Below are 23,280 nucleotides of genomic sequence, written 5' to 3'. Positions count from 1 at the left end.
CACGCCGGCGGTCGGCCGGCGTGCATGACCTCACTGCGGAAGGCTACGGGCGGGGCTTGCCGCCGTATGGCTTCTTCTTCTTGACGACCACGCGCTCGTCCTCGTCGTCACAGCTGGTCCGGACGGCTTCGTTGCCGTCGTCGCCGCTGTACGAGGCCACCCACTGGTAGGTGCCCGGCACCCGGGGCCGGAACGCGTCCGAGCGGTACCGGCCGTTGCCGTCGACGTCGACCGTGGTCGTGAACACCGGCGTCCGAGAGCAGGTCTTGTCACCGGGGCCGTACAGCTCGAAGGTGATCGAGCCGGTCGGCGCGGCGCCGCCGGCCAGGGTGGCGGTGTCGAAGATCTCCTTGCCGACGTACGTGTCGCGGGACGCCACGGTGGTCAGCGTCGGCGTGACCGGACCCTCCGCCCGGACGACGACCGACTCGTTCGGCGCGTTGCAGGACAGCGTGACGCCCGCGTTGTTCCCGTCGCCGCTGTAGCTCGCGATCCACCGGTAGGTGCCCGGCTGCGTCGGCGGGAACTGGCCCGACGGGTAGGCGCCGTTGCCCGTCACCGGCACCGTCGAGGTGAACACCGGGTCACCGGTGCAGTCCGCGTCGTTCGGGCCGTACAGGTCGAAGGTGATGTTGCCGGTCGGGTTCTGGCCGCCGCCGAGCGTCGCGACGTCGTTGACCTGGCCGCCCAGCGTGATGTCGTCGGACGCGTCCGTCGTCAGGGTCGGGGTCACCGTGCCGCGCAGGACGTTCACCGACTCGTTGGGGGCGTTGCACTGCCCGAGCACGGCCGCGTTGCCGGCGTCGCCGCTGTAGCTCGCGATCCAGCGGTAGGTGCCGATCAGGGTCGGCGTGTACTGGTCCGACTGGTAGACACCGTTGCCCGACACCGGCACCGCGTCGGTGAACACCGGAGTGCCCAGGCACAGGGCGTTGTCCGGGCCGTACAGGCTGAAGGTGATCGTGCCGGTCGGGTTCTGGCCGCCGGTCAGCGTCGCGGTGTCGCGGATCTGGCCGCCCACCGCGATGTTCGGGGAGGCGAGCGTCGCCAGCATGGGCGTCACCACCGCCGGGCCGACGACCACCCACTCGTCCTCGTCATCGCACGCGGTGACCACGCCCAGGTTGCGGCCGTCGCCGCTGTAGCGGGCGATCCACCGGTAGGTGCCGGTCTGGGTCGGGGTGAAGTCGTCCGACGTGTAGGTCGAGTCGCCCTGGACCACCACGGTCGCGCTGTGCACCGGGGTGCCGGTGCAGGTCGTGTCGTCCGGCCCGTACAGGTCAAACCTGATCGTGCCGGTGGGGTTCACGCCGCCCGCGAGCGTCGCGACGTCGTGGACCTGGCCGCCCAGGGCGATGTTCTCGGAAGCTTCCGTGGTGAGGTCCGGCGTCGGGTTGACCACGCAGCCCAGCGTGGCCGCGAACGGGAAGTAGTGCATCTCGCCGCCGTTCGCCGCGGACGTGCCGTGGACGAGGCTGGCCGTGATGACCTGGCCCTCGATGTTGGAGGAGCTGAGGTCGGTCAGCGCCGCCCGCGGCGCGTACAGGGTGCCCTCCAGCGTGGCCCCGTTCGTGGCGAGGGTGATCGACGTCGCCGTCGGGAAGTTCCAGAGCAGGAACGGCGCGTTGGTGCCGCCGATGCCGGCCTGGTTGGGCACGGTCCAGTTGAAGATGTCGCCCGGGCCCGTGTTCACGTTGACCAGCAGTGGCTGGCTGGCGCTCGGCTGGTTCACGAAGGTGAACGCCGAGACGTTGGCCAGGTTCGCGGCCGTGATGTTGAGGACGTTGGTGACGTTCGGGGCGAGGGTGATGAAGGCGTTGGTGTTCGGCGGCAGGGGGTCCGGCAGCGCCTCGTTGTTCGCGTTGCGGAGGATGATGTTGTTCGTACAACCGGCCAGGTCGGCCGACGAGCTGCGGAAGTCCGCGAAGGCGGTCGCGAAGTTGATACCGGAAGCGCGCAGGACCGAGTCGACCGGCTGGATGGTGGTGAGCTGGACGCGCGGCTCCGAGTTGTAGGCGGCGCCCTCGGCGACGATCACCGTGTTGGTCGGGTCGCCGGTGTTGGTGGTGTTGCGGACGTCAGCGCCGGCCGCGTTGCCGAGCTTCGCGTACGTCTGGTTCTGCACCTCCAGGATGGCGCCCGGGTTGCTGGCGGTGAAGTTGACCGCGCCGCCGATCACCAGCGTGCTGCGGACGGCGTCACCTGGCGCGATGTACGACCCCGAGGCGTTTCCCGCGACCTGGTAATCGCCGCCGAGGGTGAGGTTGCCGCCCAGCGCCACCGGTCCTTCGGACTCGTTGCTGGTGAGGGTCGCGTTGCCTTGGACGAACACGTTGAAGCCCAGGGCCGCGGCGGTGGGATTGGCCGGGCTCACCGCGCGGGCCGGTGTGGCCGGGAGCATGACGAGCATCGCGGAGGCTGTCGCGCTCAGCAATGCGGTGGCGGCGACGATGCCGCGCATCCGAGTTATCTGCATGTCTGAGATATATAGGCCGTTTGGCCCTATTTTCCTGGTTATCCACATTTATAGTTTTTAGGGACGTTAAGGGTCTAATGTCGTGTTTGATACCCACGGTCCACCGGTCCGGACCGCGACGGCCCACCGCCAACGGAGCGCGGCTGCAACTGTGGGACTGCAACGGCAGCCCCGCCCAGCAGTTCCCCAAGCAGTAGGTGAGTCCGGTGGTGCCGGTCGGCAGTTTCGGGGAAAGTGCACGAATCGTGGCGGTGATTGGTGCACTTTCCCCGAAAGAGCAGGAGCGCGGCGGGCCGGTCAGCGGCGCTGCCAGAGGGCGGGGGTGTTCGGGGGTTCCCAGCCGGGCAGGGAGGTGTGGGCGATCTGGCAGGCGTACGCCAGGCCGCCGTAGGTGACCTGCGCGCCTACGGCGTACGGCTGGTAGGGCTGCCAGGTGCCGCCGGTGGGCGGGGTGGGGCTCGGTGAGGCCGTGGCCGTCGGGGAGGGCGAGGGTGGCGTGCCCGGCACGTTGAGCACGAAGTCGAACGTGGCCTGCCGGGCCGAGCCGACCTGCTGCACGTTCATCAGCAGGGCCGGGTCGAACAGGGAGTCGGTGCTGTTGCGGGGCTCGTTCGGGAAGTAAAGCTGCGTGGTCAGCACCGGGCGGCCGGGTGCCTGCACCTTGACGTGGATGTGCCGGGTGCGGCCGGGGTAGAGCCCCGGCACGATGGTGGACAGGGTGAACCGCCCCTGGGGGTCGCTGAACTGGTGGCCCCGGAAGCGGTTGCCGACGTTGTCGTACGCGCCGGCGTTGTCGGCCTGCCAGAAGTCCAGCAGCGCCCCGGCGATGGGCTGGCAGGCCAGGCCGACGACGTAGCCGGTCACGGTCAGCCGGGCGCCCGCGCCGTCGACCATGGCGGTGCGCAGCGGCGAGCCGGGTTTGAAGTACGGCCCCTCCATCTGCGGCGGGGTGAGATCGTCATCGTCGCAGGACTCGGGCGTGACCGCTAGCGGCTGCCCGGAGGGCGTGCTCGCTAGGGCGGGCATCCCGGCCAGCAGCGGCACGGCCGGCACGACCAGCGCCGCGCGCAGCAGGGCCTTGCGGGTGACACCCGGCTGGCGGGCTTCTGGATCAGTCATGGCGGGTCTCCTTCGTGGGACGTCGCCGGAAACGCTAGAGCGGCGCATAGCCACCATTCGATGGACGTGATCGGGTGTTCGTGGTGTTTTCCACGAGTCCCCACGTCCAGGACGCCGCCCGCCGGAACTCCCCCGCGCTCGAACCGGTCTCCCTGCGGAAGAACCGGCAGAAGTACGCCTGGTCGGCGAAGCCCAGCTCGCGGGCTATCTGCGCGATGCTCAGCCGGGTGCCGGCCAGCAGCCGCATCGCCTCCACGGTGCGGGCGTGGCGGATCAGCTCGCCGGGCGAGCGCCCGGTCACCTCGCGGACCGCCTCACCCAGGTAACCCTGCGAGACGCCCAGCGCCGCCGCGCATTCGCGGACCGAGAGCGCCCCGCCGCGCGGCCCGGTCAGCAGGTCCAGGAAGCGTCCCGCCAGCTCGGCCCGCTGCCCCGTCACCGCCGGAGCGGGCGCACCGGTGGCGCGGGCCGCCTTGGTCAGCAGGACGCGCAGGTAGGCCTGCACCACGCCGAGCGAGTCCGCGGCAGGCTCGTCGTACTCCCGGCGCATACGGCTGACCAGCCCGAACGCCTCGTCGGCGACCTCGGGGCCGAGGGTGCGGCACGGCTGGTGTCCGAGCAGGTGCAGCAGTTCCCGGACGCGGGGCCACCCGGCGAGGAACTCCTCGCCGAACAGGATCAGCCAGCCGTCCAGGTCGACCGCGTCCTGCCAGTGGTGGGCGCGGCCGGGCAGCACGACGGCGAGGTGCGGCGGCTCCAGCGGGTACGCCGCAAGGTCCACCACGTGCGCGCCGGTGCCCGCGCGGACCAGCGCCACCTCGTAGAAGGTGTGCCGGTGCGGGAACGGGGCGTGCGACAGGGGGCCGAGCGCGTCGAACGTGTCGATCGCGAACGGCACCGACAGCGGCTGCGGCACCGTGAGCCGGTGCAGTGGCAGGGACATCCCCCGAGCCTGCTGCCTCGATCCACGGGGCGGCAGATATCAGCCCGGTCCTATCACACCCTGATGGCCGGTTTGCTTATCGTAAACAATATGACCTGTTTGGAAATACAAGGTTTCCAGTGGGGTTCCTAGATTCCCCGGTGTGACGCCGAAATCCAAACTCTTCAGTGTTCTGATCGCCGTGGCGGCCCTCTCATCCGCCATGGTGATCACGTCGGCCAACGCCGGCTCCACACCCGCTCCCGCTCCCCTGCCCGTCGCCGCGGACCGCGGCATGGTCTACGAGCTGGCCCGCACCCTGCGCATCAGCCCCGATCAGGCACTGGCCCGGCTGGGTCGCGAGGCGGCGTTCGCCCGCACCGAGCAGCAGCTGCGCGGCGCGCTGGGCAGCGGCTTCGGCGGGGCCTACCTCGACACCGACGCCTCGACGCTGACCGTGGCCGTGACCACCGCCGCCGACAGCGCCCGCGTGCGGGCGGCCGGGGCCGTCCCGGTCACCGTCGCACACAGCGAGGCCCTGCTAGTACACGAGACGGGCCGCCTCGACCGGCGGGCCGCCACCGCGCCGAAGCAGGTCCCGGGCTGGTACCCCGACGTGCGCAGCAACCGGGTCGTCGTCCTCTACCGGGACGGCGCGCTGAACGCGGCCCGCACCTGGGCCGCGTCGAGCGGCCTCGACACCGCGATGGTCCGTTTCGAGGCCAGCGCCGAGCAGCCGCAGCCGCTGATCGACATCATCGGCGGCAACGCGTACTACATCGGCAGCGGCACCCGCTGCTCCGTCGGGTTCGCGGTCACCGGCGGTTTCGTCACCGCGGGCCACTGCGGCAGCACCGGGGCGAGCACCACCCAGCCCAGCGGCACGTTCGCCGGCTCGAGCTTCCCCGGCAACGACTACGCCTGGGTGCGCACCGCCACCGGCAACATCCCGCGGGCCCTGGTGAACCGCTACTCCGGCACGGTGCCGGTGGCAGGTTCGCAGGCCGCCGGGGTCGGCGCGTCGGTGTGCCGGTCGGGTTCCACCACCGGCTGGCACTGCGGCACCATCAACGCCCTCAACAGCTCGGTGACGTACCCGCAGGGCACCGTGACGGGCCTGATCCGCACCAACGTCTGCGCCGAGCCGGGCGACTCGGGCGGCTCGCTCATCGCCGGTGACCAGGCGCAGGGCGTGACCTCCGGCGGCTCCGGCAACTGCAGCTCCGGCGGCACCACGTACTTCCAGCCTGTCAACGAGATCCTGCAGACCTACGGCCTGACCCTGACGGTCAGTGGCGGCACCCCGCCGACGAATCCGCCGAGCCCGACCGCCGGACCCACCGGGCCGCCGCCGGGCTGCGGCGGGCTGCCCGGCTGGAGTGCGACGACGGCGTACGCCCCCGGCGCGACCGTCGCCTACAACGGCCGCCGCTACGAGTCGACCTGGTGGTCCACCGGCGCGGTGCCGAGCGACCCCGGTTCGTGGGCCGTCTGGGCCGACCGCGGCGCCTGCTGAACGCACGACCCTCCCCTCAGGTGGCCTGGGCGTCCCGGAGAAACGCCCAGGCCACCACCCTCCACCCCGCAGAAGGAGTCCATCCCGTGAAGTCCATCGGCACACGGTTCACGCTCGCGGCCACCGCCGCGGCCGTGGGCCTCGCCCTGGTGATCCCAGGGGTGTCCGGCGCCAGACCCGCCGAGGCACCCGCCCGCGCCGCCGACCCGGCCGCGCTCGCCGTCACCGCCGCCGACCGGGCCGCCGACAGCGGCTACGACGCGCTGGCCAAGGGCCCGCACGAATCCTTCGTACGCCGCGACGTCGTCGCCGGGTCCGGCGGATTCCAGTACGTCTCCTACGAGCGCACCCACCGCGGCCTGCCCGTGCTCGGCGGCGACGCCGTCGTGGCGACCGACCGCACCGGCACGGTGCGCGGCACCAGTTCCGCACTCGGCCGGGGCGTGCGCCTGGCCTCGACGACCCCGAAGCTGTCCGCCGCACAGGCCGCCGCCGTCGCCCGGCGGCAGCTCGACCGGGTCGGCCAGGCCACGGCCCCGCGCCTGGCCGTGTTCGCCACCCCAGCGCGCGACCGGCTGGCGTACGAGGTCGTGCTCGAAGGCGTGCGCAAGAACGCCCCGAGCCGCCTGCACGTCGTGGTCGACGCCCGCACCGGCGTGGTCCTCGACGTGCGCGACGACGTGCGCTTCGGCACCGGCAGCGGCTACTACAACGGCCAGGTCTCCATCACCACGAGCGGTTCCGGCAGCTCCTGGTCCATGACGGACAACACCCGTCCGGGCATTCGCTGCGGCGGGCAGGGCGGCACCGCGTACACCGGCACCGACGACACCTGGGGCAACGGCTCCGGCACCAACCTGGAGACCGCCTGCGTCGACGCCCTCTACGCGGTGCAGCGCGAGTGGGACATGCTCAGCTCCTGGCTGGGCCGCAACGGCATCAACGGCTCCGGCGGCGGCTTCCCCGCGCGGGTCGGCCTGGCCGAGGTCAACGCGTACTGGAACGGCAGCTACACCAACTTCGGCCGCAACCAGGCCGGGACCGGGCAGGCCACGCCGATCGACGTGGTGGCGCACGAGTACGGCCACGCCATCTTCCAGACCACCCCGGGCGGGGCCGGGTCCGGCAACGAGAACGGCGGCCTCAACGAGTCCACCGGCGACATCTTCGGCGCGCTGACCGAGGCGTACGCCAACAACCCCAACGACCCGCCGGACTACCTCGTCGGCGAGGAGGTCAACCTCACCGGGTCGGGTCCGATCCGCAACATGTACAACCCGTCGGCGCTCGGCGACCCGAACTGCTACTCCTCGGCGATCCCGAGCACCGAGGTGCACGCCGCGGCCGGGCCGAACAACCACTGGTTCTACCTGACCGCGGTCGGCTCGGCCGGCGGTGGCGGCAACCCGGCCAGCCCGACCTGCAACGGCTCCACGGTCACCGGCATCGGCCTGCAGAAGGCCGGCCAGATCTACATGGCCGCACTGAACATGAAGACCTCGTCCTGGCGCTACGTCAACGTGCGTACGGCGACGCTGCGCGCGGCGGTCAACCTGTTCGGCGCGGCGTCGGCCGAGTGCCGCACCGTCAAGGCGGCCTGGGACGCGGTCAGCGTTCCCGCGCAGTCCGGTGAGGCGCAGTGCAGCACCGCGCCCGGCAACGACTTCTCGCTGTCGGTCACCCCGGGCAGCGGCACTGTGCAGCGCGGCTCGGCCGTCACCACGACGGTGGTCACGGCCACCACCTCGGGCAGCCCGCAGACGGTGAACCTCACCGCGAGCGGCCTGCCGTCCGGTGTGACGGCGAGCTTCAGCCCGGCGTCGGTCACCTCCGGCGGTTCCAGCACCCTCACCCTGACCGCGAGCGCGAGCGCGGCGACCGGCTCGGCGGCGGTCACCGTCACCGGGACCGGTTCGGCCACGCACAGCGCGACGTACACGGTGACGGTCACCAGTGTGCCGAGTGGCGACGACTTCAGCGTCGCGCTGTCGCCGTCGTCGGCGACCGTCGCGGCGGGCGGCTCGACCAGCGCGACCGTGGCCACGGCGACCACGTCGGGCAGCGCGCAGGCGGTGAACCTGTCGGTGACCGGCGCGCCCACCGGGGTCACGGCGTCGGCGAGTCCGGGATCGGTGACCTCGGGCGGCAGCGCGACGCTGTCGGTGTCGGTCGCGGCGGGCACCCCGGCGGGCACGTACCCGCTGACGGTGACCGGGGCGGGCCCGTCGGCCACGCACACTGCCGTGTTCACGCTGACGGTGACCGGGGGCGGTGGTGGCTGCGGCGGCCTGCCGGCGTGGAGCTCCACGACGCCGTACTCCCCCGACAACGTCGTGTCGCACAACGGACGCCGCTGGAAGGCGACCTGGTGGTCGACCGGCGCGGAGCCCGGCGCACCCGGCTCCTGGGCGGTCTGGTCCGACCAGGGCGCCTGCTGACCGAATAGGGGGTGGCACAGGGGCCGGACGCCTGACCGCGTCCGGCCCCTGGTGGCTAAGCTGGTCGCCGTGACCACCGCCGACCGGTTCGCCCGCGCCCAATACGTCAGCCTGACGACCTACCGCAAGGACGGCACGCCCGTCGCCACGCCGGTGTGGCTGGCCGTCGACGGTGACGAACTGTTCATCGTCTCGGACGCCGACGCGTGGAAGGTCAAGCGCATCCGGCGGACGAGCCGGGTGTCGCTGGCCCCGTGCGACGTCCGGGGCCGGATCGCGCCTGACGCCGTACACGTGGACGGCACCGCCCGGGTCCTCGACGACGCCGGCACGCAGCGGGTCCGTCAGCTGATCGCCCGCAAGTACTGGATGTCGCGGGTGGGCAACTGGGCCGCGCGGGTCCTGCACCTGCCGAAGAAGCCGGTCGTCGGCATCGCCGTGACCTTCTGAGCGCACGGGTCACCACCAGGAGAACAGAGTTTCCTCCACCGAAACGGTTGCGTCCGAGCCGGACAGGTAAGAAGCTGTCTGAACCCGTGCGATCGGCGACGGGCTATGGGCTGGAGGCGCTCGCGATGAAGGTCACCGACGTGCGGGCGAGCCGGGCGCTGCTCGGCGCGATCATCGCCGGCCTGCTCATGACGGGCCTCATCGCGCTGAGCGCCGGCTGGCTGGCCCGGCCGGACCTGCTGCCCGACGCCGGACCTTCCTGGTACGTCTGGCAGCGGCCAGAACGCTCCACACTGATCATGGCCGGCGTCTGGTCGCTGTACGCCCTGCACCAGGTCGGCTTCTGGGCCTTGATCTGGTACGGCCAGCAACGCGTCGGCAAGTACACCGGACGGCTGCACCTGGTCAACGTGGCCGCGCTGGCGTTCAACGCGGCCTTCGTGCTGCTCCACTTCGCACAGACCCAGCTCTGGTACGACGGCCTCGCCCAGGACGTGTCGATCTGGTCGTCGCAGTTCTCCGTCATCATCCTGCTGGTCTGGGTGCTGCTCATGGAGAACGACCGGCGGGGCCTGCTCTTCGGCAGGACGATCCCGACACCCGGCGGCGCGGGCGTGCGCGAGTGGGCGCGCAAGTACCACGGCTACTACTTCGCCTGGGCCGCGGTGTACACGTTCTGGTACCACCCGATGGAGACCACGACCGGTCACCTGATCGGCTTCCTCTACATGTTCCTGATCCTGGTGCAGGGCAGCCTGTTCCTGACCCGCGCGCACGTGAACCGCTGGTGGACGGTGACGCTGGAGGTCATGGTGCTGTTCCACGGCGCGATCGTCGCCCTGAACAGCCCGAAGCAGCTGTGGTTCCAGTTCGGCTGGGGCTTCGCCACGATCTTCGTGATCACACAGATGCACGGCCTGGGCCTGAGCCGGTGGGTGCGCTGGCTGATCGGCCTGGCCTACGTCGGCTCGGTCGGCGTGGTCGTCTCGATCCTCGGCACGGCGAAGCTGGCGACGCTGCCCCGGGTGCCCGCGGCGGAGTACGTCGGCGTGTTCGTCCTCGCCGCGATCTTCGCGGCCGGGCTGTGGATCGCCCGCCGGGTCGGGTCCCGCCGCGCTCCGTCCGCCGAACCGGCCGCCGAGGCCGGCGCACCGGCCGACGCGCAGGTCGGGGTCTGACCGCCGAGGGCAGGACAGCGCGCCTCCGCCGACGCCCTTCGCGCACCGACAAGGTCGTCGTCGACGTCTTCCGCTACTTCTGCGGCGGCCGCGCGGCATACTCGACAAAAGGGAGGTCGGCCGCCTGGACGGGAGCCGGGTATGCGGATCCGAGAACGCTCGCTAACCCCCGTCGCCGCGCTGCTGTCGGGGCTGCTCGCCGGGATCGTCGGCACCATCTGCATGGACACGTTCCGATACCTCGCCTACCGCCGCACCGGGGGCAGGGACCGACCCCTGGCCTGGGAGTTCGCGCCGGCCGAGAGCTGGGCGGAGGCACCCGATCCGGGTCAGGTCGCCAAACGCGTCGTCGAGGGCTTCACGCAGCGTGAACTGCCCGACCGCTGGGCGTTTCCGGCCAGCACCGCCGCGCACTGGGGCTACGGCTCCGGCTGGGGCGCGCTCTACGGCATCGTGGCCGGTTCCCTGCACGACCCGCGTCCGCTGTACGGGCTGCCGTTCGGCGCCACCGTCTGGAGCAGCGATTACGCCGTGCTGCCACTGGCCGGGTTGTACAAGCCGATCTGGGAGTACGACGCGAAGACGCTGGCCACGGACCTGACCGGGCATCTGGTCTACGGCCTGGGCACCGGCACAGCGTTCTGGCTGATCACGAGATGGTGGTCGGGCGCGGCCCGCCGCCACTGACGGCCCTCCAACCTCGGTCAAGACGTTGGCGGCAGCACCGTGTCGAGGGTGGCCGCCCACTGCCGCAACACCCGGGCCCGGCGGGCGGTGTCGTCGTGCAGCAGCTCGCCCAGGCCCAGGCCGCGCGCCAGGTCGAGGGTCGCCTGCACGGTCTCCCGTGCGCCCGGGGTCTGCTCGTCGACGCGTAGCAGCTCGACCGCCATGCCGTGCGCGGTGCGCCCCAGTGCCGCCTCCAGCGGCCGCACCTGGTCGCGCAGTGACGCGTCCACCGCCGCCGCGGTCCACACGTGCAGCGCGGCCCGGAACAGCGGCCCGCGATACAGCCCGACCAGCACGACCAGCACCTGCTCGGTGCGCCGGGGACCGCTGCGCAGACCCGCGACGGCACCCTCGATCTCGGCGGCACGCACCTCCGTCATGTGTTCGATCAGCCCGGTGACCAGGTCCTCCCGGGTCGGGAAGTGGTGCTGGGCCGCGCCGCGGGAGACCCCGGCGCGCTCGGCGACGACGGCGACCGTCGTGCCGGACCACCCGAGTTCCGCCATGCACTGCACCGAGGCCTCCAGCAGCCGCCGGCGGGTGGCGCGGCTGCGATCCTGCTGCGGTTCACGTACGGGGGTGGTCGGCACGGCGATCACGCTACCCGGGGCTCAGTAGGACCTGGGCAGGCCCAGGCTGTGCTGGGCGACGAAGTTGAGGATCATCTCCCGGCTGACCGGGGCGATCCGCCCGAGCCGGGACGCGACCAGCAGCGTGGCCAGCCCGTACTCGGTGGCCAGGCCGTTGCCTCCGTGGGTCTGAATCGCCTGGTCGACGGTCTTCACGGTGGCCTCGCCCGCCGCGTACTTGGCCATGTTCGCCGCCTCGCCGGCCGCCTGGTCGTCGCCGCTGTCGTAGAGGAACGCCGCCTCGCGGGTCATCAGCCGGGCCAGCTCGACCTCGATGTGGCAGGCCGCGAGCGGGTGGCTGATCGCCTGGTGCGCGCCGATCGGCGGCCCCCACACGGTGCGGTTCTTGGCGTACTCGACGGCCCGCCCCAGCGCGTACCGGGCCATGCCCAGGGCGAACGCCGAGGCCATGATGCGCTCGGGGTTCAGCCCGGCGAACAGCTGCAGCAGGCCCGCGTCGGCGCTGCCGACCAGCGCGTCGTCGGGCAGCCGCACCTCGTCGAGGAACAGGTTGTACTGCTTCTCCGGCGCGACCAGCTCGGTCGGGATCTGCTGCGCGGTGAACCCGGGCGCGTCGGTCGGCACCACGAACAGCACGGGCTTGAGCCGCCCGGTGCGCTCGTCGGCGGTACGCCCCACGACCAGCACCGCTTCGGCCTCGTCGATACCGGAGATGTAGGTCTTGCGGCCGGACAGCAGCCAGCCGTCGCCGTCGCGGGTCGCGGTGGTGGTGAGCTTGTGGGAGTTCGAGCCGGCGTCGGGCTCGGTGATCGCGAACGCGAAGATCTTCGTCCCGTCGGCCAGGCCCGGCAGCCAGCGCCGCTTCTGCTCCGGGGTGCCGAAGCGGGAGATCACCGTCGCGCAGATGGCCGGGGAGACGACCATCATCAGCAGCGGGCAGCCGGCCGCGCCGAGTTCCTCGCAGACGGCGGCGAGGTCGCCGATGCCGCCGCCTCCGCCGCCGTACTCCTCGGGCACGTGCACGCCGAGGTAGCCGAGCCGGCCGGCCTCCTGCCACAGCTCGGTGGTCTTCTCCCCCGCCCGGGTGCAGCGCAGGTAGTAGTCGTGGCCGTACTTGCCGGCCAGGTCGGACACGGCGCGGCGCAGGGCCTGGCGCTCGTCGCTCTCAAGGATCACGGTTGGGCCTCCGGCGGGGTGACGACCGCGAGCACCGCGCCGACCTCGACCTGGTGGCCGACGGCCACGGGCAGGTGAGTCACGGTGCCGTCGGTCGGGGCGGTGATCTCGTGCTGCATCTTCATGGCCTCCAGCCACAGCAACGGCTGGCCGGCGGTGACCTGGTCGCCTTCGGCGACGGCGAGGCGGATGACGGCCCCGGGCAGCGGCGCGAGCAGCGACCCGCTGGCGACCTGCGTCTCCGCCTCCGGGAAGCGTTCGACCGGCCGCAGGCTGACCGGCCCGAGCACCGAGTCGACACAGACCGTGTCCGGGTACGCCGCGACGGCGAACACGTGCCGCACGGTGCCGCGCCCCAGCTCGACCCGCGTCGGCGTGACCTCACCGACGACGAGGTCGGGCTCGTCCTCGATCCGCACGCCGTCGCGGGCGCGCCGGTAGCCGACGTCGACCCGCCCGGCCGGGGCCTGGTAGGCCCGGTTCTGCGGCGCGGACGCGACGTTGCGCCAGCCACTCGGCAGTCCGGTCACGACGGTCGCCTCCGCGCGTTCGGCAGCGGACGCGGCCAGCGCGGCGGCGTACGCGGACAGCCGTTGCGCGTCCTCGTCGGCCAGCGGCCGGGCGAGCATGTCGAGCCCGTGCTGCTCGAAGAACGCGGTGTCGATCCGCCCGGCCAGGAACGCCGGATGCCGGAGCACGTTGACCAGCAGATCCCGGTTGGTGACCAGCCCGTGGATCCGCGCCTGCGCCAGCGCCCCCGCCAGGGCACGCGCCGCCTGCGCCCGCGTCGGCGCCCACACGATCACCTTCGCCAACATCGGGTCGTAATGCGGCGTGACGACATCCCCACCAGCGAACCCGCTGTCCACCCGCACCACGACACCCCGCGCCACCGGAGTGCCGAACTCGGTGGTGGCGGGGAGGGTGAAGGTGTGGAGGGGGCCGGTTTGGGGGCGCCAGGTGTGGGCGGGGTCCTCGGCGTAGAGGCGTACCTCGATGGCGTGGCCGTGGACGGGGGGCGGGGTGGGTGGGAGGGCCGCGCCTTCGGCGATGTCGAGTTGGAGGGCGACCAGGTCGAGGCCGGTGACGAGTTCGGTGACGGGATGTTCGACCTGCAGACGCGTGTTCATCTCCAGGAAGTGGAAGGAGCCGTCGGACGCGGCGAGGAACTCGACGGTGCCCGCGCCGCGGTAGCCGATCGCGGCCGCGGCGGCGGTGGCCGCGGCGTGCAGGCGTTCGCGCATCGCCGGGTCGACCATCGGCGACGGGGCCTCCTCGACGACCTTCTGGTGGCGGCGCTGGATGGAGCACTCGCGCTCGCCGACCGCCCAGATCGTGCCGTGCACGTCGGCCATGACCTGCACCTCGATGTGCCGCCCGGTGGCCAGGTAGGGCTCGCAGAACACGGTCGGGTCGCCGAACGCGGCGGCGGCCTCGGCGCGGGCGGCCTCGACCTGGTCGGGCAGGTCGGCGAGGGTGCGCACGACACGCATGCCCCGGCCGCCGCCACCGGCCGAGGCCTTGATCAGCACCGGCAGGTCGGCCTCGGTGACCGTGGCCGGGTCGAGTTCGGGTAGCACGGGCACGCCCGCGGCGGCCATCAGCTTCTTCGACGCGATCTTCGAGCCCATCGCGTCGATGGCGTCCGGCGACGGCCCGACCCAGGTCAGCCCGGCGTCGATGACGGCCTGCGCGAAGGCGGCGTTCTCCGACAGGAAGCCGTAGCCGGGGTGCACCGCGTCCGCGCCGGCCGCGACCGCGGCCTCGATGACGAGGTCGGCGCGCAGGTAGGTGTCGGCGGCGGTGACGCCGGGCAGCCGTACCGCGATGTCGGCTTCTCGGGTGTGCAGGGCTCGGGCGTCGGCGTCGGAGCACACGGCGACGGTGGTGATGCCGCGTTCGCGGCAGGTGCGGAAGACACGGCGGGCGATCTCGCCCCGGTTGGCGACCAGCAGTCGGGAGATCATCTCGTCACATCCGGAAGACGCCGTAGGGACCCGGGCCGGGGTCGGGGGCCGATTGCACCGCGGACAGGCACAGGCCGAGCACGGTGCGGGTGTCGCGGGGGTCGATGACGCCGTCGTCGTAGCCGAGCCCGGACAGCACCATGGGCAGCGACTCGGCCTCGATCTGGTTCTCGACCATGGTGCGGACGACCTGGTCGGTGTCCTCGTCGTAGGGCCGCCCGGCAGCGGCCGCCGACTGCCGCGAGACGATCGACAGCACGCCCGCGAGCTGCGCACCGCCCATGACGGCAGACTTCGCGCTGGGCCACGCGAACAGGAAGCGCGGGTCGTACGCCCGCCCGCACATGCCGTAGTGCCCCGCGCCGTAGGACGCGCCGATGAGCACCGAGATGTGCGGCACGGTGCTGTTCGACACCGCGTTGATCATCATCGCGCCGTGTTTGATGATGCCGCCCTGCTCGTAGTCCTTGCCGACCATGTAGCCGGTCGTGTTGTGCAGGAACAGCAGCGGGGTGCGGGTCTGGTTGGCGAGCTGGATGAACTGCGCCGCCTTCTGCGACTCCGCGCTGAACAGCACCCCGCGCGCGTTGGCGAGGATGCCGACGGGGAAGCCGTGCACGCTCGCCCAGCCGGTGGCCAGGCTCGCGCCGTACTCGGGTTTGAACTCGTCGAAGCGGGAGCCGTCGACGACCCGGGCGATCACCTCCCGCGGGTCGAACGGGGTGCGCAGGTCCGGCGGCACGATGCCGAGCAGTTCCTCGGCGTCGAACAGCGGCTCGGCGGCGTCCGGCGACGGGGCCGCGCCGAGCTTGCGCCAGCGCAGCGACGCGACGATGCGCCGCCCCATGCCGATGGCCTGCACCTCGTCGTCGGCCAGATAGTCGGCCAGGCCGGAGACGCGGGCGTGCATCGCCGCGCCGCCCAGCGACTCCTCGTCGGCGTCCTCACCCGTGGCCATCTTGACCAGCGGCGGGCCCGCCAGGAACACCTGCGACCGCTCCTTGATCATCACAACGTGGTCGCTCATGCCCGGCACGTACGCCCCGCCCGCGGTGGAGTTGCCGAACACCAGCGTCACCGTCGGCACGCCCGCCGCGGAAAGCCTGGTCAGGTCGCGGAACAGCCGCCCGCCGGGGATGAAGATGTCCTTCTGGCTCTGCAGGTCGGCCCCGCCCGACTCGACCAGGTTCACCAGCGGCAGCCGGTTCTCCCGCGCGATGTCCATCGCCCGCAGGGTCTTGCGCAGGGTGTACGGATTGGATGCCCCACCCCGCACCGTCGGGTCATTCGCGATGATCATGCATTCGGTGTTCTCGACGACGCCGATCGCGGTCACCACGCTCGCCCCGACCGGGTAGTCGGTGCCGTACGCGGCCAGCGCCGACAGCTCCAGCAGCGGCGAGTCCCGGTCCACCAGCAGCTCGATGCGCTCGCGCGGCAGCAGCTTGCCCCGGTCGTGGTGCCGCTTGACGTACTTCGGCCCACCCCCGCCCAGCGCCTTGGCGTGCTCGGCGTCGAGCGCGGCGAGCTTTTCGAGCAGCGCACCGCGGTTGCCCGCGTACGCGGCCGCGCCGGTGTCCAGGGTGGATCTCAGGATCACAGCAGTTCCTCCGGGATGTCGACATACCGTGAACGCAGCCACTCGCCCAGGCCCTTGCCCTGCGGGTCGAACCGGGTGCCCGCGGAGACGCCGTCGCCGAGCAGCCCGTCGACGACGAAGTTCAGGGCCCGCAGGTTCGGCAGCAGGTGCCGGGCGACGGGCAGCCCCGCCGCTTCGGGCAGCAGCTTCACCAGCGCGTCCTCGGTGAGCGTCGCCGCCAGCCACGCGTACGCGGCCTCGCTGCGCACCCAGACGCCGATGTTGGCGCTGCCGCCCTTGTCGCCGCTGCGTGCCCCGGCGACCCGCCCCAGCGGCACCCGCCGCGTCGGCCCGCGGCCGGTCCACGGTGCTGTCGCCGCGCCGCCCGGATCGGCAGCCGTCGGGCCCGGCTCGACGCCGGCAGCAGTGCGCTGCGCGGCGTCGCCGGAGGGCCCATCGGGGCCGAGCGGCTCGATCCGTTGCTCGGCGCCGTCCGGCAGCACCACCACGTGCGGGACCTGGTCGGCCGACACGGCCGCCGAGGTGAACACCCCGAACGGGGTCGCGTCGCCGGGCGGGGCGAGCAGCGTGAAGCCCGGGTAGCTGGACAGCGCCAGCTCGACGGCGGCCCCGCTGAAGGCGCGCCCGGCCACGGACGGGTCGGGATCCTTGACGGTGGCGTGCAGCAGCGCGCTGGCCTCCTCCTGCCCGTCGGCGTCGGGGTGGTCGGTGCGGGCCAGCCGCCACACCAGCTCGGCGGGCGCGCGCTTCAGCGAGACTTCGAGCTGCTCGCGGACCAGCGCCGCCTTCGCCTCGATGTCCAGGCCGGTGATCAGGAAGGTGACGTCGTTGCGGAAGCCGCCGAGCGAGTTCAGCCCGACCTTCAGCGTCGCCGGCGGCGCTTCGCCGCGCACTTCGGTGATGCGCACCCGGTCGGGGCCGTCCTCGGCCAGCACCACCGTGTCGAGGCGGGTGGTGACGTCGGGTCCGAGATACCTCGGGCCGTCCACCTCGTACAGCAGCTGGGCGGTGACCGTGCCGGTGTTCACGACACCGCCGGTGCCGGGGTGTTTGGTGATGACGCTCGTGCCGTCGGCGTGCAACTCGGCGATCGGGAACCCGGGCAGGCCCATGGCGTGCTCGGTGAAGAACGCGTAGTTGCCGCCGGTCGCCTGCGCGCCGCACTCGATCACGTGCCCGGCCGCGACGGCACCGGCCAGGGCGTCGAAGTCGTCGCGTGCCCACCCGAAGTGGGCCGCGGCCGGGCCGACGACCAGCGACGCGTCGGTGACCCGGCCGGTCACCACGATGTCGGCCCCCTGCCGGAGTGCATACGCGATGCCCCACGCGCCGAGGTACGCGTTCGCGGCCAGCGGCGCGCCCAGCCCCAACTCGCCCGCGCGTTCCAGCAGATCGTCGCCGGTCACGTACGCGATGCGCGGGCTCAGCCCGAGCCGCCCGGCGAGCGCGCCGAGCGCCTGCGCGAGCCCGGCCGGGTTGAGTCCGCCCGCGTTGGCGACGATGGTGACGCCCCGGTCGAGGGCCGGACCGAGGCACTGCTCCAGCTGCCGCAGGAACGTCTTGGCGTATCCGGTGGCCGGGTCCTTCATCCGGTCACGGGCCAGGATCAGCATGGTCAGCTCGGCGAGGTAGTCGCCGGTGAGCACGTCGACCGGGCCGCCTTCGAGCATCTCCCGCATCGCCGAGGCCCGGTCGCCGTAGAAGCCGGAGACGTTCGCGATCCGCAGCGGCGTGCTCGCGGCCCCCGCAGGTCGTTCGCCGCCGATGGCGGCCGTCGGCTCGCTCATGCCGTGCCCTGCGCCGCGAACTGGCCGCGAGCGCGGCCCGTGCCGGGCGGGCCGGCGAAGGCCTGGGCGATGTCGAGCCAGCGGTCGGCGTCGGCTCCCTCGGCGCGTACGGCGAGGTCGGCGCGGTGTCGCCGCTGGGTGACCAGCAGGCAGAAGTCCAGGGCGGGGCCGGTGACGCGTTGGGCGGCCTCCTCGGGTCCCCATGTCCACTCGTCACCGGCGGGACCGGTGAGCCGGACGTGGAACGGCGCGATGGGCGCGTCGAGCCCGTGCGCGGCGTAGGCGAAGTCGCGGGCCCGTACGCCGATGTGGGCGACGTGGCGCAGCCGGCCGGTCGGGGTCCGGGCGACGCCGAACGTGTCGGCGAGGTCCTGGCCGTGCGCCCAGGTCTCCATGATGCGGGCGGTCGCCATGGACGCGGCGCTCATCGGCGGCCCGTACCAGGGCAGCCGGGTGCCGGGCGGAACGGCGGCGAGCGCGGCCCGCAGCCGGGCCCGGGTGTCCCGCCAGCGGCCGAGCAGCTGCTCGGGCGGCAGCACGGCGAGCCGTTCGGCTCCGGCGTCGACGAAGCGCAGCGGGTCCGGCGAGTCGGCGATCTCCTGCAGCGCGCCGGCGAAGCCGGCCGGATCGGTCGCGGCGAGCAGGGAGCGCTCGTCGGTCCACAGCAGATGGGCGATCTGGTGCGCGACGGTCCAGCCGGCGGCCGGGGTCGGCGTCGCCCATCGGTCCGTCGCCAGGTCCGCGACGAGCCGGTCGGCGTCGGCGCTCTCGGCGTCGAGATCGGCCAGCAGCGCCTCGATTTCCGCCATCGGGGGTGCTCCCTCCAGTCGGTTCCACCCTTCCGCCGAGCCACAAAAAAGTCAAGCGTGCTTGATTTTATTATGAGCCTGGGGCACCCGTCGGGTCTTCCCGGCCACCGGTCAGAGCGGGTCGACGTACCGCCAGTGGCCGCCCTCGCGCAGGAAGCGGCTGTGCTCCTCCAGCACGCCCGGCCGGCCGCCGTCGCGGTAGTGGGCCCGGAAGAGCACCGTGCCCTCGGCGTCGAACATCGTGCCGTGGTCGGAGGCGAGCACCTCCAGCGCGGTGTAGCGCGGCCCGCCGGCCAGGTCCAGCTCCCCCGGCCGGGTGCTGGAATGCCAGGTGCGCAACAGGTAGGCGACGTCCCCGAGCGCGAACGCGCTGTACCGCGAGCGCATCAGCTGCTCCGCGGTCGGAGCCTCGCCGCCGCGGTGCCAGCGCCCGCAGCACTCCTCATACGGCCGGCCGGTCCCGCAGGGGCAGGCGGCGGGCCGCGGTTCGGGCTTCCTGCGTGCTCGTGCCATGGTCACCATGGTGGCGCATCAGCGTTCCGGCCTCCCACGGGACACCCGCCGGCGCCTGTTTGATCTTCTGAGCCGCCCGTCGGAGGATGGCGGCATGGCGGTCGCGGAACTGGTCTGGGACATGGACGGCACGCTGCTCGACTCCACGGCCGTGGTGCCGGCGGCGTTCGTGCGCGCGGTCGCACGGCTGGGTGGACAGCCGGTGAGCCCGGCGCAGGCCGTCGCCGCGTATCCGGTGGGCACCCCTGAGGCGATCCTGGCGCATCTGGTCGGACGGCCCCTCGGCCCGCACGAGACCGACGTCTACTACCAGGAACTGCACGGCGCAGAGGTCGCCCCCTATCCTGGAATCGTCGAAACGCTTGCCGCGCTGCGGGAGCGGGGACGGGCGGTGGCGGTGTTCACCGGGGCGAGCACCCGGGGCGCTCGCATGCTGCTCGACGCGGCCGGGCTGACGGTGGATGTGCTGATCGGCGGTGACCATGTTCGTCGACCCAAGCCCGCTGGGGACGGTGTGCTACTGGCTGCCGAGCGGCTGAAGGTCGCACCGGGCGCGGTCGCGTACATCGGCGACTCCCCACTGGACCTGCGCGCGGCCGCCGCGGCCGGCAGTGTCGGCGCGGCTGCTGCCTGGGGCCACCTGTACGACGCGCAGGAGCCTGCCGACTACGCGCTGGCTCGGCCGGAGGCGGCCCTGGGGCTGCTCAGGTGACTCAGCGGCCGTAGTTCAGGAGCGCAACGGCGAGGCAGATCAACGCGACGGTGGTCGCCACGGTGCGCACGTGGTTCCACCGCGACCACTTGGCCTCGTCGAACCGGGCCCGCACGCCGGCCAGGTCGGCGATCTGGTCAGGTTCTCCGGCGGCCTTGAGCGCGTTGTTCATCGGCACGTTGACGGCAATCGTGATCACGAAGACGGCCAGGTACAGCACGAGCGCGGCGATGGTCCAGCTCAGTGCCGGGCTGCCCGGCCCGAACAGCAGCAGCACCGAACCGGCGGTGAAGACCAGCGCACCGAGAAAGCCACCGAGCATGAACCACGGGTTGATGATCGCCCGGTCGAGTGCCTGGAACGCGCCGACGAACGTCCGGTCGTCGGTACGCCGCAACCCGGGCATGACGGTGTGGGAGTACAGACCGAACACCCCTGCCATGATCCCCATCGTCACCGTCGCCGCCACCAGCACGACCATCCGCACAGCGTCCACATCGCCCCCTCGGTCCGAGCACTACCGGCGCGATCCTATGCGGCCTGCTGAATCGCGTCATCAGCTCCAGATGCACCCGGCAGTCCGCCACCGCAGGCGGCGGTCCGAACACACCTAGCCGGCGCGGTCGTCGAGCAGGCCGCAGAGCAGGGCGCGGACGGCGCGTTCGAACAGGTCGACGGCGGGCAGTCCGGGTGAGCTGCCGGTGAGCGCCGCGGTCAGACGCGGGTGGCGGACCGGGTCCATCGCGGCGAAGTCGATGGCCGTGGGAGCGGCGGCACTGCGGGCGAACAGCATGATCACGCCGTTGAGCACGCCGATGGCCTCCATCTTGCGCAGCGTCGTCCGGTCGAGCGCCGCCATCGCCTGCAGGCAGTGCTCGAACCAGCACAGCGTGTTCGGACCCGGCGCGGAGCTGGTGGGCACCGCGTCGAGCAGCCAAGGCTGCGCCACGTAGAGCGCACGGGTGGCCTCGGCGATCCGGACCAGCTCGCCGAGCCAGTCCTCATCGGACCGAGGGGTGTGGGCGAATCCGGCCATGGCGGTGTCGACCATGAGGTCGAGCAGCTCGTCACGGGAGGCGACGTAGCGGTACAGGGTGCTGGCCGTGGTCTTGAGCTCGGCGGCGACGGCGCGCATGGAGACGGCGGCGAGCCCACCGGCGGACGCCAGCCGGATCGCGGCCGCGGCGATGTCCGCCGGCCGGTGTTCCGGCGAGGGACCGCGCGCGCCCCGCTGGGGCCTGGTCCAGATCGATCCGTGCTGGCCACCCGTCACCTCGCCACTCTAACCGCGAACGACGTACGCAATAGCGCTGCCGGCTCACGGCGTGGGGACTGCGGGAAGATCGGAGTGAGGTTAAGGTGGGCAAGGCCCGCCGCTCCGGGTAAACGGTCACCCATCGGGAGGCGGTCAGCCATGTCCAGCTATGACGTGCTGGTGCTCGGCGGGGTCGGCGTGGACACCATCGTGCAGGTTCCCGAACTGGCGGTCCCGCCGGGTGACTTCCTTCCGGTGTCGCCGATCCGCGACTACGTCGCGCACTCCGGCAACGGCGTCGCGCTGGGCTTCCACGCGCTGGGCCTGCGTACCAAACTGATCGACTTCCTCGGCGACGACATGCTCGGCGCCATGGTGCTGGCCCGCTACGCCGAACTCGGCCTGGACTTCAGCCACCTCACCGCCCCGAACGGCACCCCGCGGGCCGTGAACCTGGTCGACAAGGCCGGTCACCGCTTCTCGTTCTTCGACGGCCGCCACCCCCACGACCTGGTGCTGCCGCCGGACTTCTACCTGCCGTTCCTGCGGCGCACCCGGCACGCCCACATCGCCGGGCACCGGGCCGCGGGCGCGTTCGCCGACGCCCAGCGGCTGGGCGTCACCACCTCCACCGACCTGCACGCGTGGGACGGCGAACTCGACTGGGTATGGCCACTGGCCCGCGCCGCCGACCTGGTGTTCCTCAGCGCGCAGGCGGCCCCGGAGCGCATCGACGACATCCTGCTGGCGGTGCTCAGCACCGGCCGGGCGCAGGTGGTCGTCGCGACCGACGGCGCGGCCGGCTGCCGCGTCGCCACCAGGGACACCCCGCAGGTACGCCGGTATCCGGCGGTCGCTCCCGAGCGGCCCGTGATCGACAGCAACGGCGCGGGCGACGGCTTCAGCACCGCCTTCATGAGCCGGTGGCTGACCGACCGCCCGATCGAGGAGTGCGTGCTGGCCGGATCCGTGTCGGGCGCGTTCGCCTGCGGCGCACCCGGCACCCACGAGGAACTCATCACCGCCGACCAGCTCACCGCGGCCCTGGACCGCACCCGAACCCGGAGCGCCCACACACCGACCTGAACGCAGTTTCGGGGAAACTGCAGCAATCGAACGTTGCATTGCTGCTGTTTCCCCGAAACTGCAGCCGGCGGCGGCCGGCGCGCCCACCGGAGCCGGTCAGGATTCGGCGGGGTAGTCCGTGGAGACGGTGACGTCGGCCCACTTCTCCGTCTCGGCGGCGCGGGACGCCGCGGACTCGCGGGCGCGGTTCAGGGCGTCGGAGCCGAGCAGCAGCCGCAGCGGCGGGTCGGCGGAGTCGGCGAGGTCGATGATCACCTTGGCGGCCCGGACCGGGTCGCCGGGTTCGATGTACTGCTCCCGGAATTTGATCATCGCGCCGACGGACGGCTCGTAGTCTGGCCCGACCGGGGCCGCGAGCTGCGACGCCCCGCCGCCCCACTTGGTGCGGAACCCGCCCGGCTCCACGATGGTGACCTTCACCCCGAACGGCCGCACCTCGTTCGCGAGCACCTCGGAGTAGCCCTCGACACCGAACTTCGCGGTCTGGTACGCCCCCAGCCCCGGCGTGCCGCCGGCCCGCCCGCCGATGGACGAGAACTGGATGACGTGGCCGTGCCGCTGCGCGCGCAGCACCGGCAGCGCGGCCTTGGTGACGTTCACGACGCCGAAGAGGTTCGTCTCGATCTGAGCGCGGAAATCCTCGTCCGGCGTCTCCTCCAGCGACCCGGACACCGCGTAGCCGGCGTTGTTGACCAGGATGTCGAGACTGCCGAACGCGTCGACGGTGGCCTGCACGGCGGCGCGCGACGCCGCGGGGTCGGTGACGTCCAGGGTCACCGCGCGGATCTGGTCGCCGTACTTGCGCACCAGTTCGTCGAGGGTTTCGGGCCGGCGGGCGGTGGCGACGACGTTGTCGCCGTGCTCCAGCACGGCCCGGGTGAGTTCGTAGCCGAAACCGCTGGAGGTTCCGGTGATGAGCCAGTTCTTCGCCATGAGTCCCCCTGTTGATCTGTTCAAGGC

At 72.2% G+C, this 23,280-nt stretch carries 21 protein-coding genes; 7 read left to right on the top strand and 14 right to left on the bottom strand.

The window, feature by feature from the left end; translation table 11 throughout:
* Window positions 1-43 precede the first annotated feature (43 nt).
* The 4 genes from ACFQO7_RS05460 to ACFQO7_RS05445 all read right to left on the bottom strand — a co-directional run bounded on the left by ACFQO7_RS05460 (window position 44) and on the right by ACFQO7_RS05445 (window position 4,760).
* Entirely contained in the window at window positions 44-2,476 is a 2,433-nt protein-coding gene (locus tag ACFQO7_RS05460; RefSeq protein ID WP_376805363.1) for a collagen-binding domain-containing protein, read from the bottom strand.
* A gap of 297 nt (window positions 2,477-2,773) precedes the next feature.
* Window positions 2,774-3,595 carry a dioxygenase family protein gene (locus ACFQO7_RS05455; protein WP_376805362.1) on the bottom strand — a complete coding sequence of 274 codons (822 nt, stop codon included), beginning with the start codon at window positions 3,593-3,595 and terminating at the stop codon, window positions 2,774-2,776.
* A gap of 34 nt (window positions 3,596-3,629) precedes the next feature.
* Window positions 3,630-4,538 (bottom strand): helix-turn-helix domain-containing protein, encoded by a 909-nt coding sequence (locus tag ACFQO7_RS05450; protein ID WP_376805361.1) that lies wholly within the window; start codon window positions 4,536-4,538, stop codon window positions 3,630-3,632.
* A gap of 39 nt (window positions 4,539-4,577) precedes the next feature.
* Window positions 4,578-4,760: a hypothetical protein gene (locus ACFQO7_RS05445; RefSeq protein ID WP_376805360.1), complete on the bottom strand. Its 183-nt coding sequence runs from the start codon at window positions 4,758-4,760 to the stop codon at window positions 4,578-4,580.
* Between ACFQO7_RS05445 and ACFQO7_RS05440 the strand changes: the two genes are divergently transcribed.
* The 5 genes from ACFQO7_RS05440 (at window position 4,741) to ACFQO7_RS05420 (ending at window position 10,786) form a co-directional block, all read left to right on the top strand.
* Complete coding sequence (locus ACFQO7_RS05440; protein WP_376805359.1) at window positions 4,741-6,033, top strand: alpha-lytic protease prodomain-containing protein; 1,293 nt, start codon at window positions 4,741-4,743, stop codon at window positions 6,031-6,033. The two genes, ACFQO7_RS05445 and ACFQO7_RS05440, sit on opposite strands and share 20 nt — an antisense overlap.
* Window positions 6,034-6,119: 86 nt before the next feature.
* Complete coding sequence (locus tag ACFQO7_RS05435; protein ID WP_376805358.1) at window positions 6,120-8,471, top strand: M4 family metallopeptidase; 2,352 nt, start codon at window positions 6,120-6,122, stop codon at window positions 8,469-8,471.
* A 69-nt stretch (window positions 8,472-8,540) separates the two neighbouring features.
* Window positions 8,541-8,921, top strand: coding sequence for a PPOX class F420-dependent oxidoreductase (locus ACFQO7_RS05430; protein ID WP_376805357.1), 381 nt, complete (start codon window positions 8,541-8,543; stop codon window positions 8,919-8,921).
* A gap of 125 nt (window positions 8,922-9,046) precedes the next feature.
* Window positions 9,047-10,099, top strand: coding sequence for a hypothetical protein (locus ACFQO7_RS05425; protein WP_376805356.1), 1,053 nt, complete (start codon window positions 9,047-9,049; stop codon window positions 10,097-10,099).
* A gap of 141 nt (window positions 10,100-10,240) precedes the next feature.
* Window positions 10,241-10,786: a hypothetical protein gene (locus ACFQO7_RS05420; protein WP_376805355.1), complete on the top strand. Its 546-nt coding sequence runs from the start codon at window positions 10,241-10,243 to the stop codon at window positions 10,784-10,786.
* A gap of 17 nt (window positions 10,787-10,803) precedes the next feature.
* Here the strand turns inward: ACFQO7_RS05420 and ACFQO7_RS05415 are convergent, their stop codons facing one another.
* The 7 genes from ACFQO7_RS05415 to ACFQO7_RS05385 form a co-directional block, all read right to left on the bottom strand.
* The gene (locus ACFQO7_RS05415) at window positions 10,804-11,415 is read right to left on the bottom strand and encodes a TetR/AcrR family transcriptional regulator (RefSeq protein ID WP_376805354.1); all 612 of its coding nucleotides are present in this window, start codon (window positions 11,413-11,415) and stop codon (window positions 10,804-10,806) included.
* Between the two features lie 21 nt (window positions 11,416-11,436).
* Window positions 11,437-12,591: an acyl-CoA dehydrogenase family protein gene (locus ACFQO7_RS05410; RefSeq protein ID WP_203690512.1), complete on the bottom strand. Its 1,155-nt coding sequence runs from the start codon at window positions 12,589-12,591 to the stop codon at window positions 11,437-11,439.
* Entirely contained in the window at window positions 12,588-14,558 is a 1,971-nt protein-coding gene (locus ACFQO7_RS05405) for an acetyl/propionyl/methylcrotonyl-CoA carboxylase subunit alpha (protein ID WP_376805353.1), read from the bottom strand. Before ACFQO7_RS05405 ends, ACFQO7_RS05410 begins: the two co-directional genes overlap by 4 nt.
* Before the next feature lie 4 nt (window positions 14,559-14,562).
* On the bottom strand, window positions 14,563-16,158 hold the full coding sequence (locus tag ACFQO7_RS05400) for an acyl-CoA carboxylase subunit beta (protein WP_376805352.1): 1,596 nt from the start codon (window positions 16,156-16,158) through the stop codon (window positions 14,563-14,565).
* Window positions 16,155-17,945 (bottom strand): acyclic terpene utilization AtuA family protein, encoded by a 1,791-nt coding sequence (locus ACFQO7_RS05395; RefSeq protein ID WP_376805351.1) that lies wholly within the window; start codon window positions 17,943-17,945, stop codon window positions 16,155-16,157. The genes ACFQO7_RS05400 and ACFQO7_RS05395 overlap by 4 nt, the downstream gene beginning before the upstream one ends.
* Window positions 17,942-18,754 (bottom strand): TIGR03084 family metal-binding protein, encoded by an 813-nt coding sequence (locus ACFQO7_RS05390; RefSeq protein ID WP_376805350.1) that lies wholly within the window; start codon window positions 18,752-18,754, stop codon window positions 17,942-17,944. The genes ACFQO7_RS05395 and ACFQO7_RS05390 overlap by 4 nt, the downstream gene beginning before the upstream one ends.
* 111 nt (window positions 18,755-18,865) lie before the next feature.
* Window positions 18,866-19,267, bottom strand: coding sequence for a YchJ family protein (locus tag ACFQO7_RS05385; RefSeq protein ID WP_376805349.1), 402 nt, complete (start codon window positions 19,265-19,267; stop codon window positions 18,866-18,868).
* Between the two features lie 94 nt (window positions 19,268-19,361).
* Between ACFQO7_RS05385 and ACFQO7_RS05380 the strand changes: the two genes are divergently transcribed.
* Entirely contained in the window at window positions 19,362-19,979 is a 618-nt protein-coding gene (locus ACFQO7_RS05380) for an HAD family hydrolase (protein WP_376805348.1), read from the top strand.
* Window position 19,980: 1 nt separating this feature from the next.
* Here the strand turns inward: ACFQO7_RS05380 and ACFQO7_RS05375 are convergent, their stop codons facing one another.
* The gene (locus ACFQO7_RS05375; RefSeq protein WP_376805347.1) at window positions 19,981-20,475 is read right to left on the bottom strand and encodes an anthrone oxygenase family protein; all 495 of its coding nucleotides are present in this window, start codon (window positions 20,473-20,475) and stop codon (window positions 19,981-19,983) included.
* A 114-nt stretch (window positions 20,476-20,589) separates the two neighbouring features.
* A complete protein-coding gene (locus ACFQO7_RS05370; protein WP_376805346.1) occupies window positions 20,590-21,252 on the bottom strand; it encodes a TetR/AcrR family transcriptional regulator in 663 nt (220 codons plus the stop codon).
* A 141-nt stretch (window positions 21,253-21,393) separates the two neighbouring features.
* Here ACFQO7_RS05370 and ACFQO7_RS05365 point away from each other — a divergent pair, with 141 nt between their 5' ends.
* Window positions 21,394-22,320 carry a carbohydrate kinase family protein gene (locus tag ACFQO7_RS05365; protein WP_376805345.1) on the top strand — a complete coding sequence of 309 codons (927 nt, stop codon included), beginning with the start codon at window positions 21,394-21,396 and terminating at the stop codon, window positions 22,318-22,320.
* A gap of 96 nt (window positions 22,321-22,416) precedes the next feature.
* Here ACFQO7_RS05365 and ACFQO7_RS05360 read toward each other — a convergent pair whose 3' ends face one another.
* Window positions 22,417-23,253 (bottom strand): oxidoreductase, encoded by an 837-nt coding sequence (locus ACFQO7_RS05360; protein WP_376805344.1) that lies wholly within the window; start codon window positions 23,251-23,253, stop codon window positions 22,417-22,419.
* Window positions 23,254-23,280: the final 27 nt, after the last annotated feature.

It is taken from the genome of Catellatospora aurea (assembly GCF_042663325.1).
GTDB lineage: Bacteria > Actinomycetota > Actinomycetes > Mycobacteriales > Micromonosporaceae > Catellatospora > Catellatospora aurea.
The sequence above is the reverse complement of the archived record's forward strand: the minus strand, read 5'-3'. Positions and strand labels throughout refer to the sequence as shown.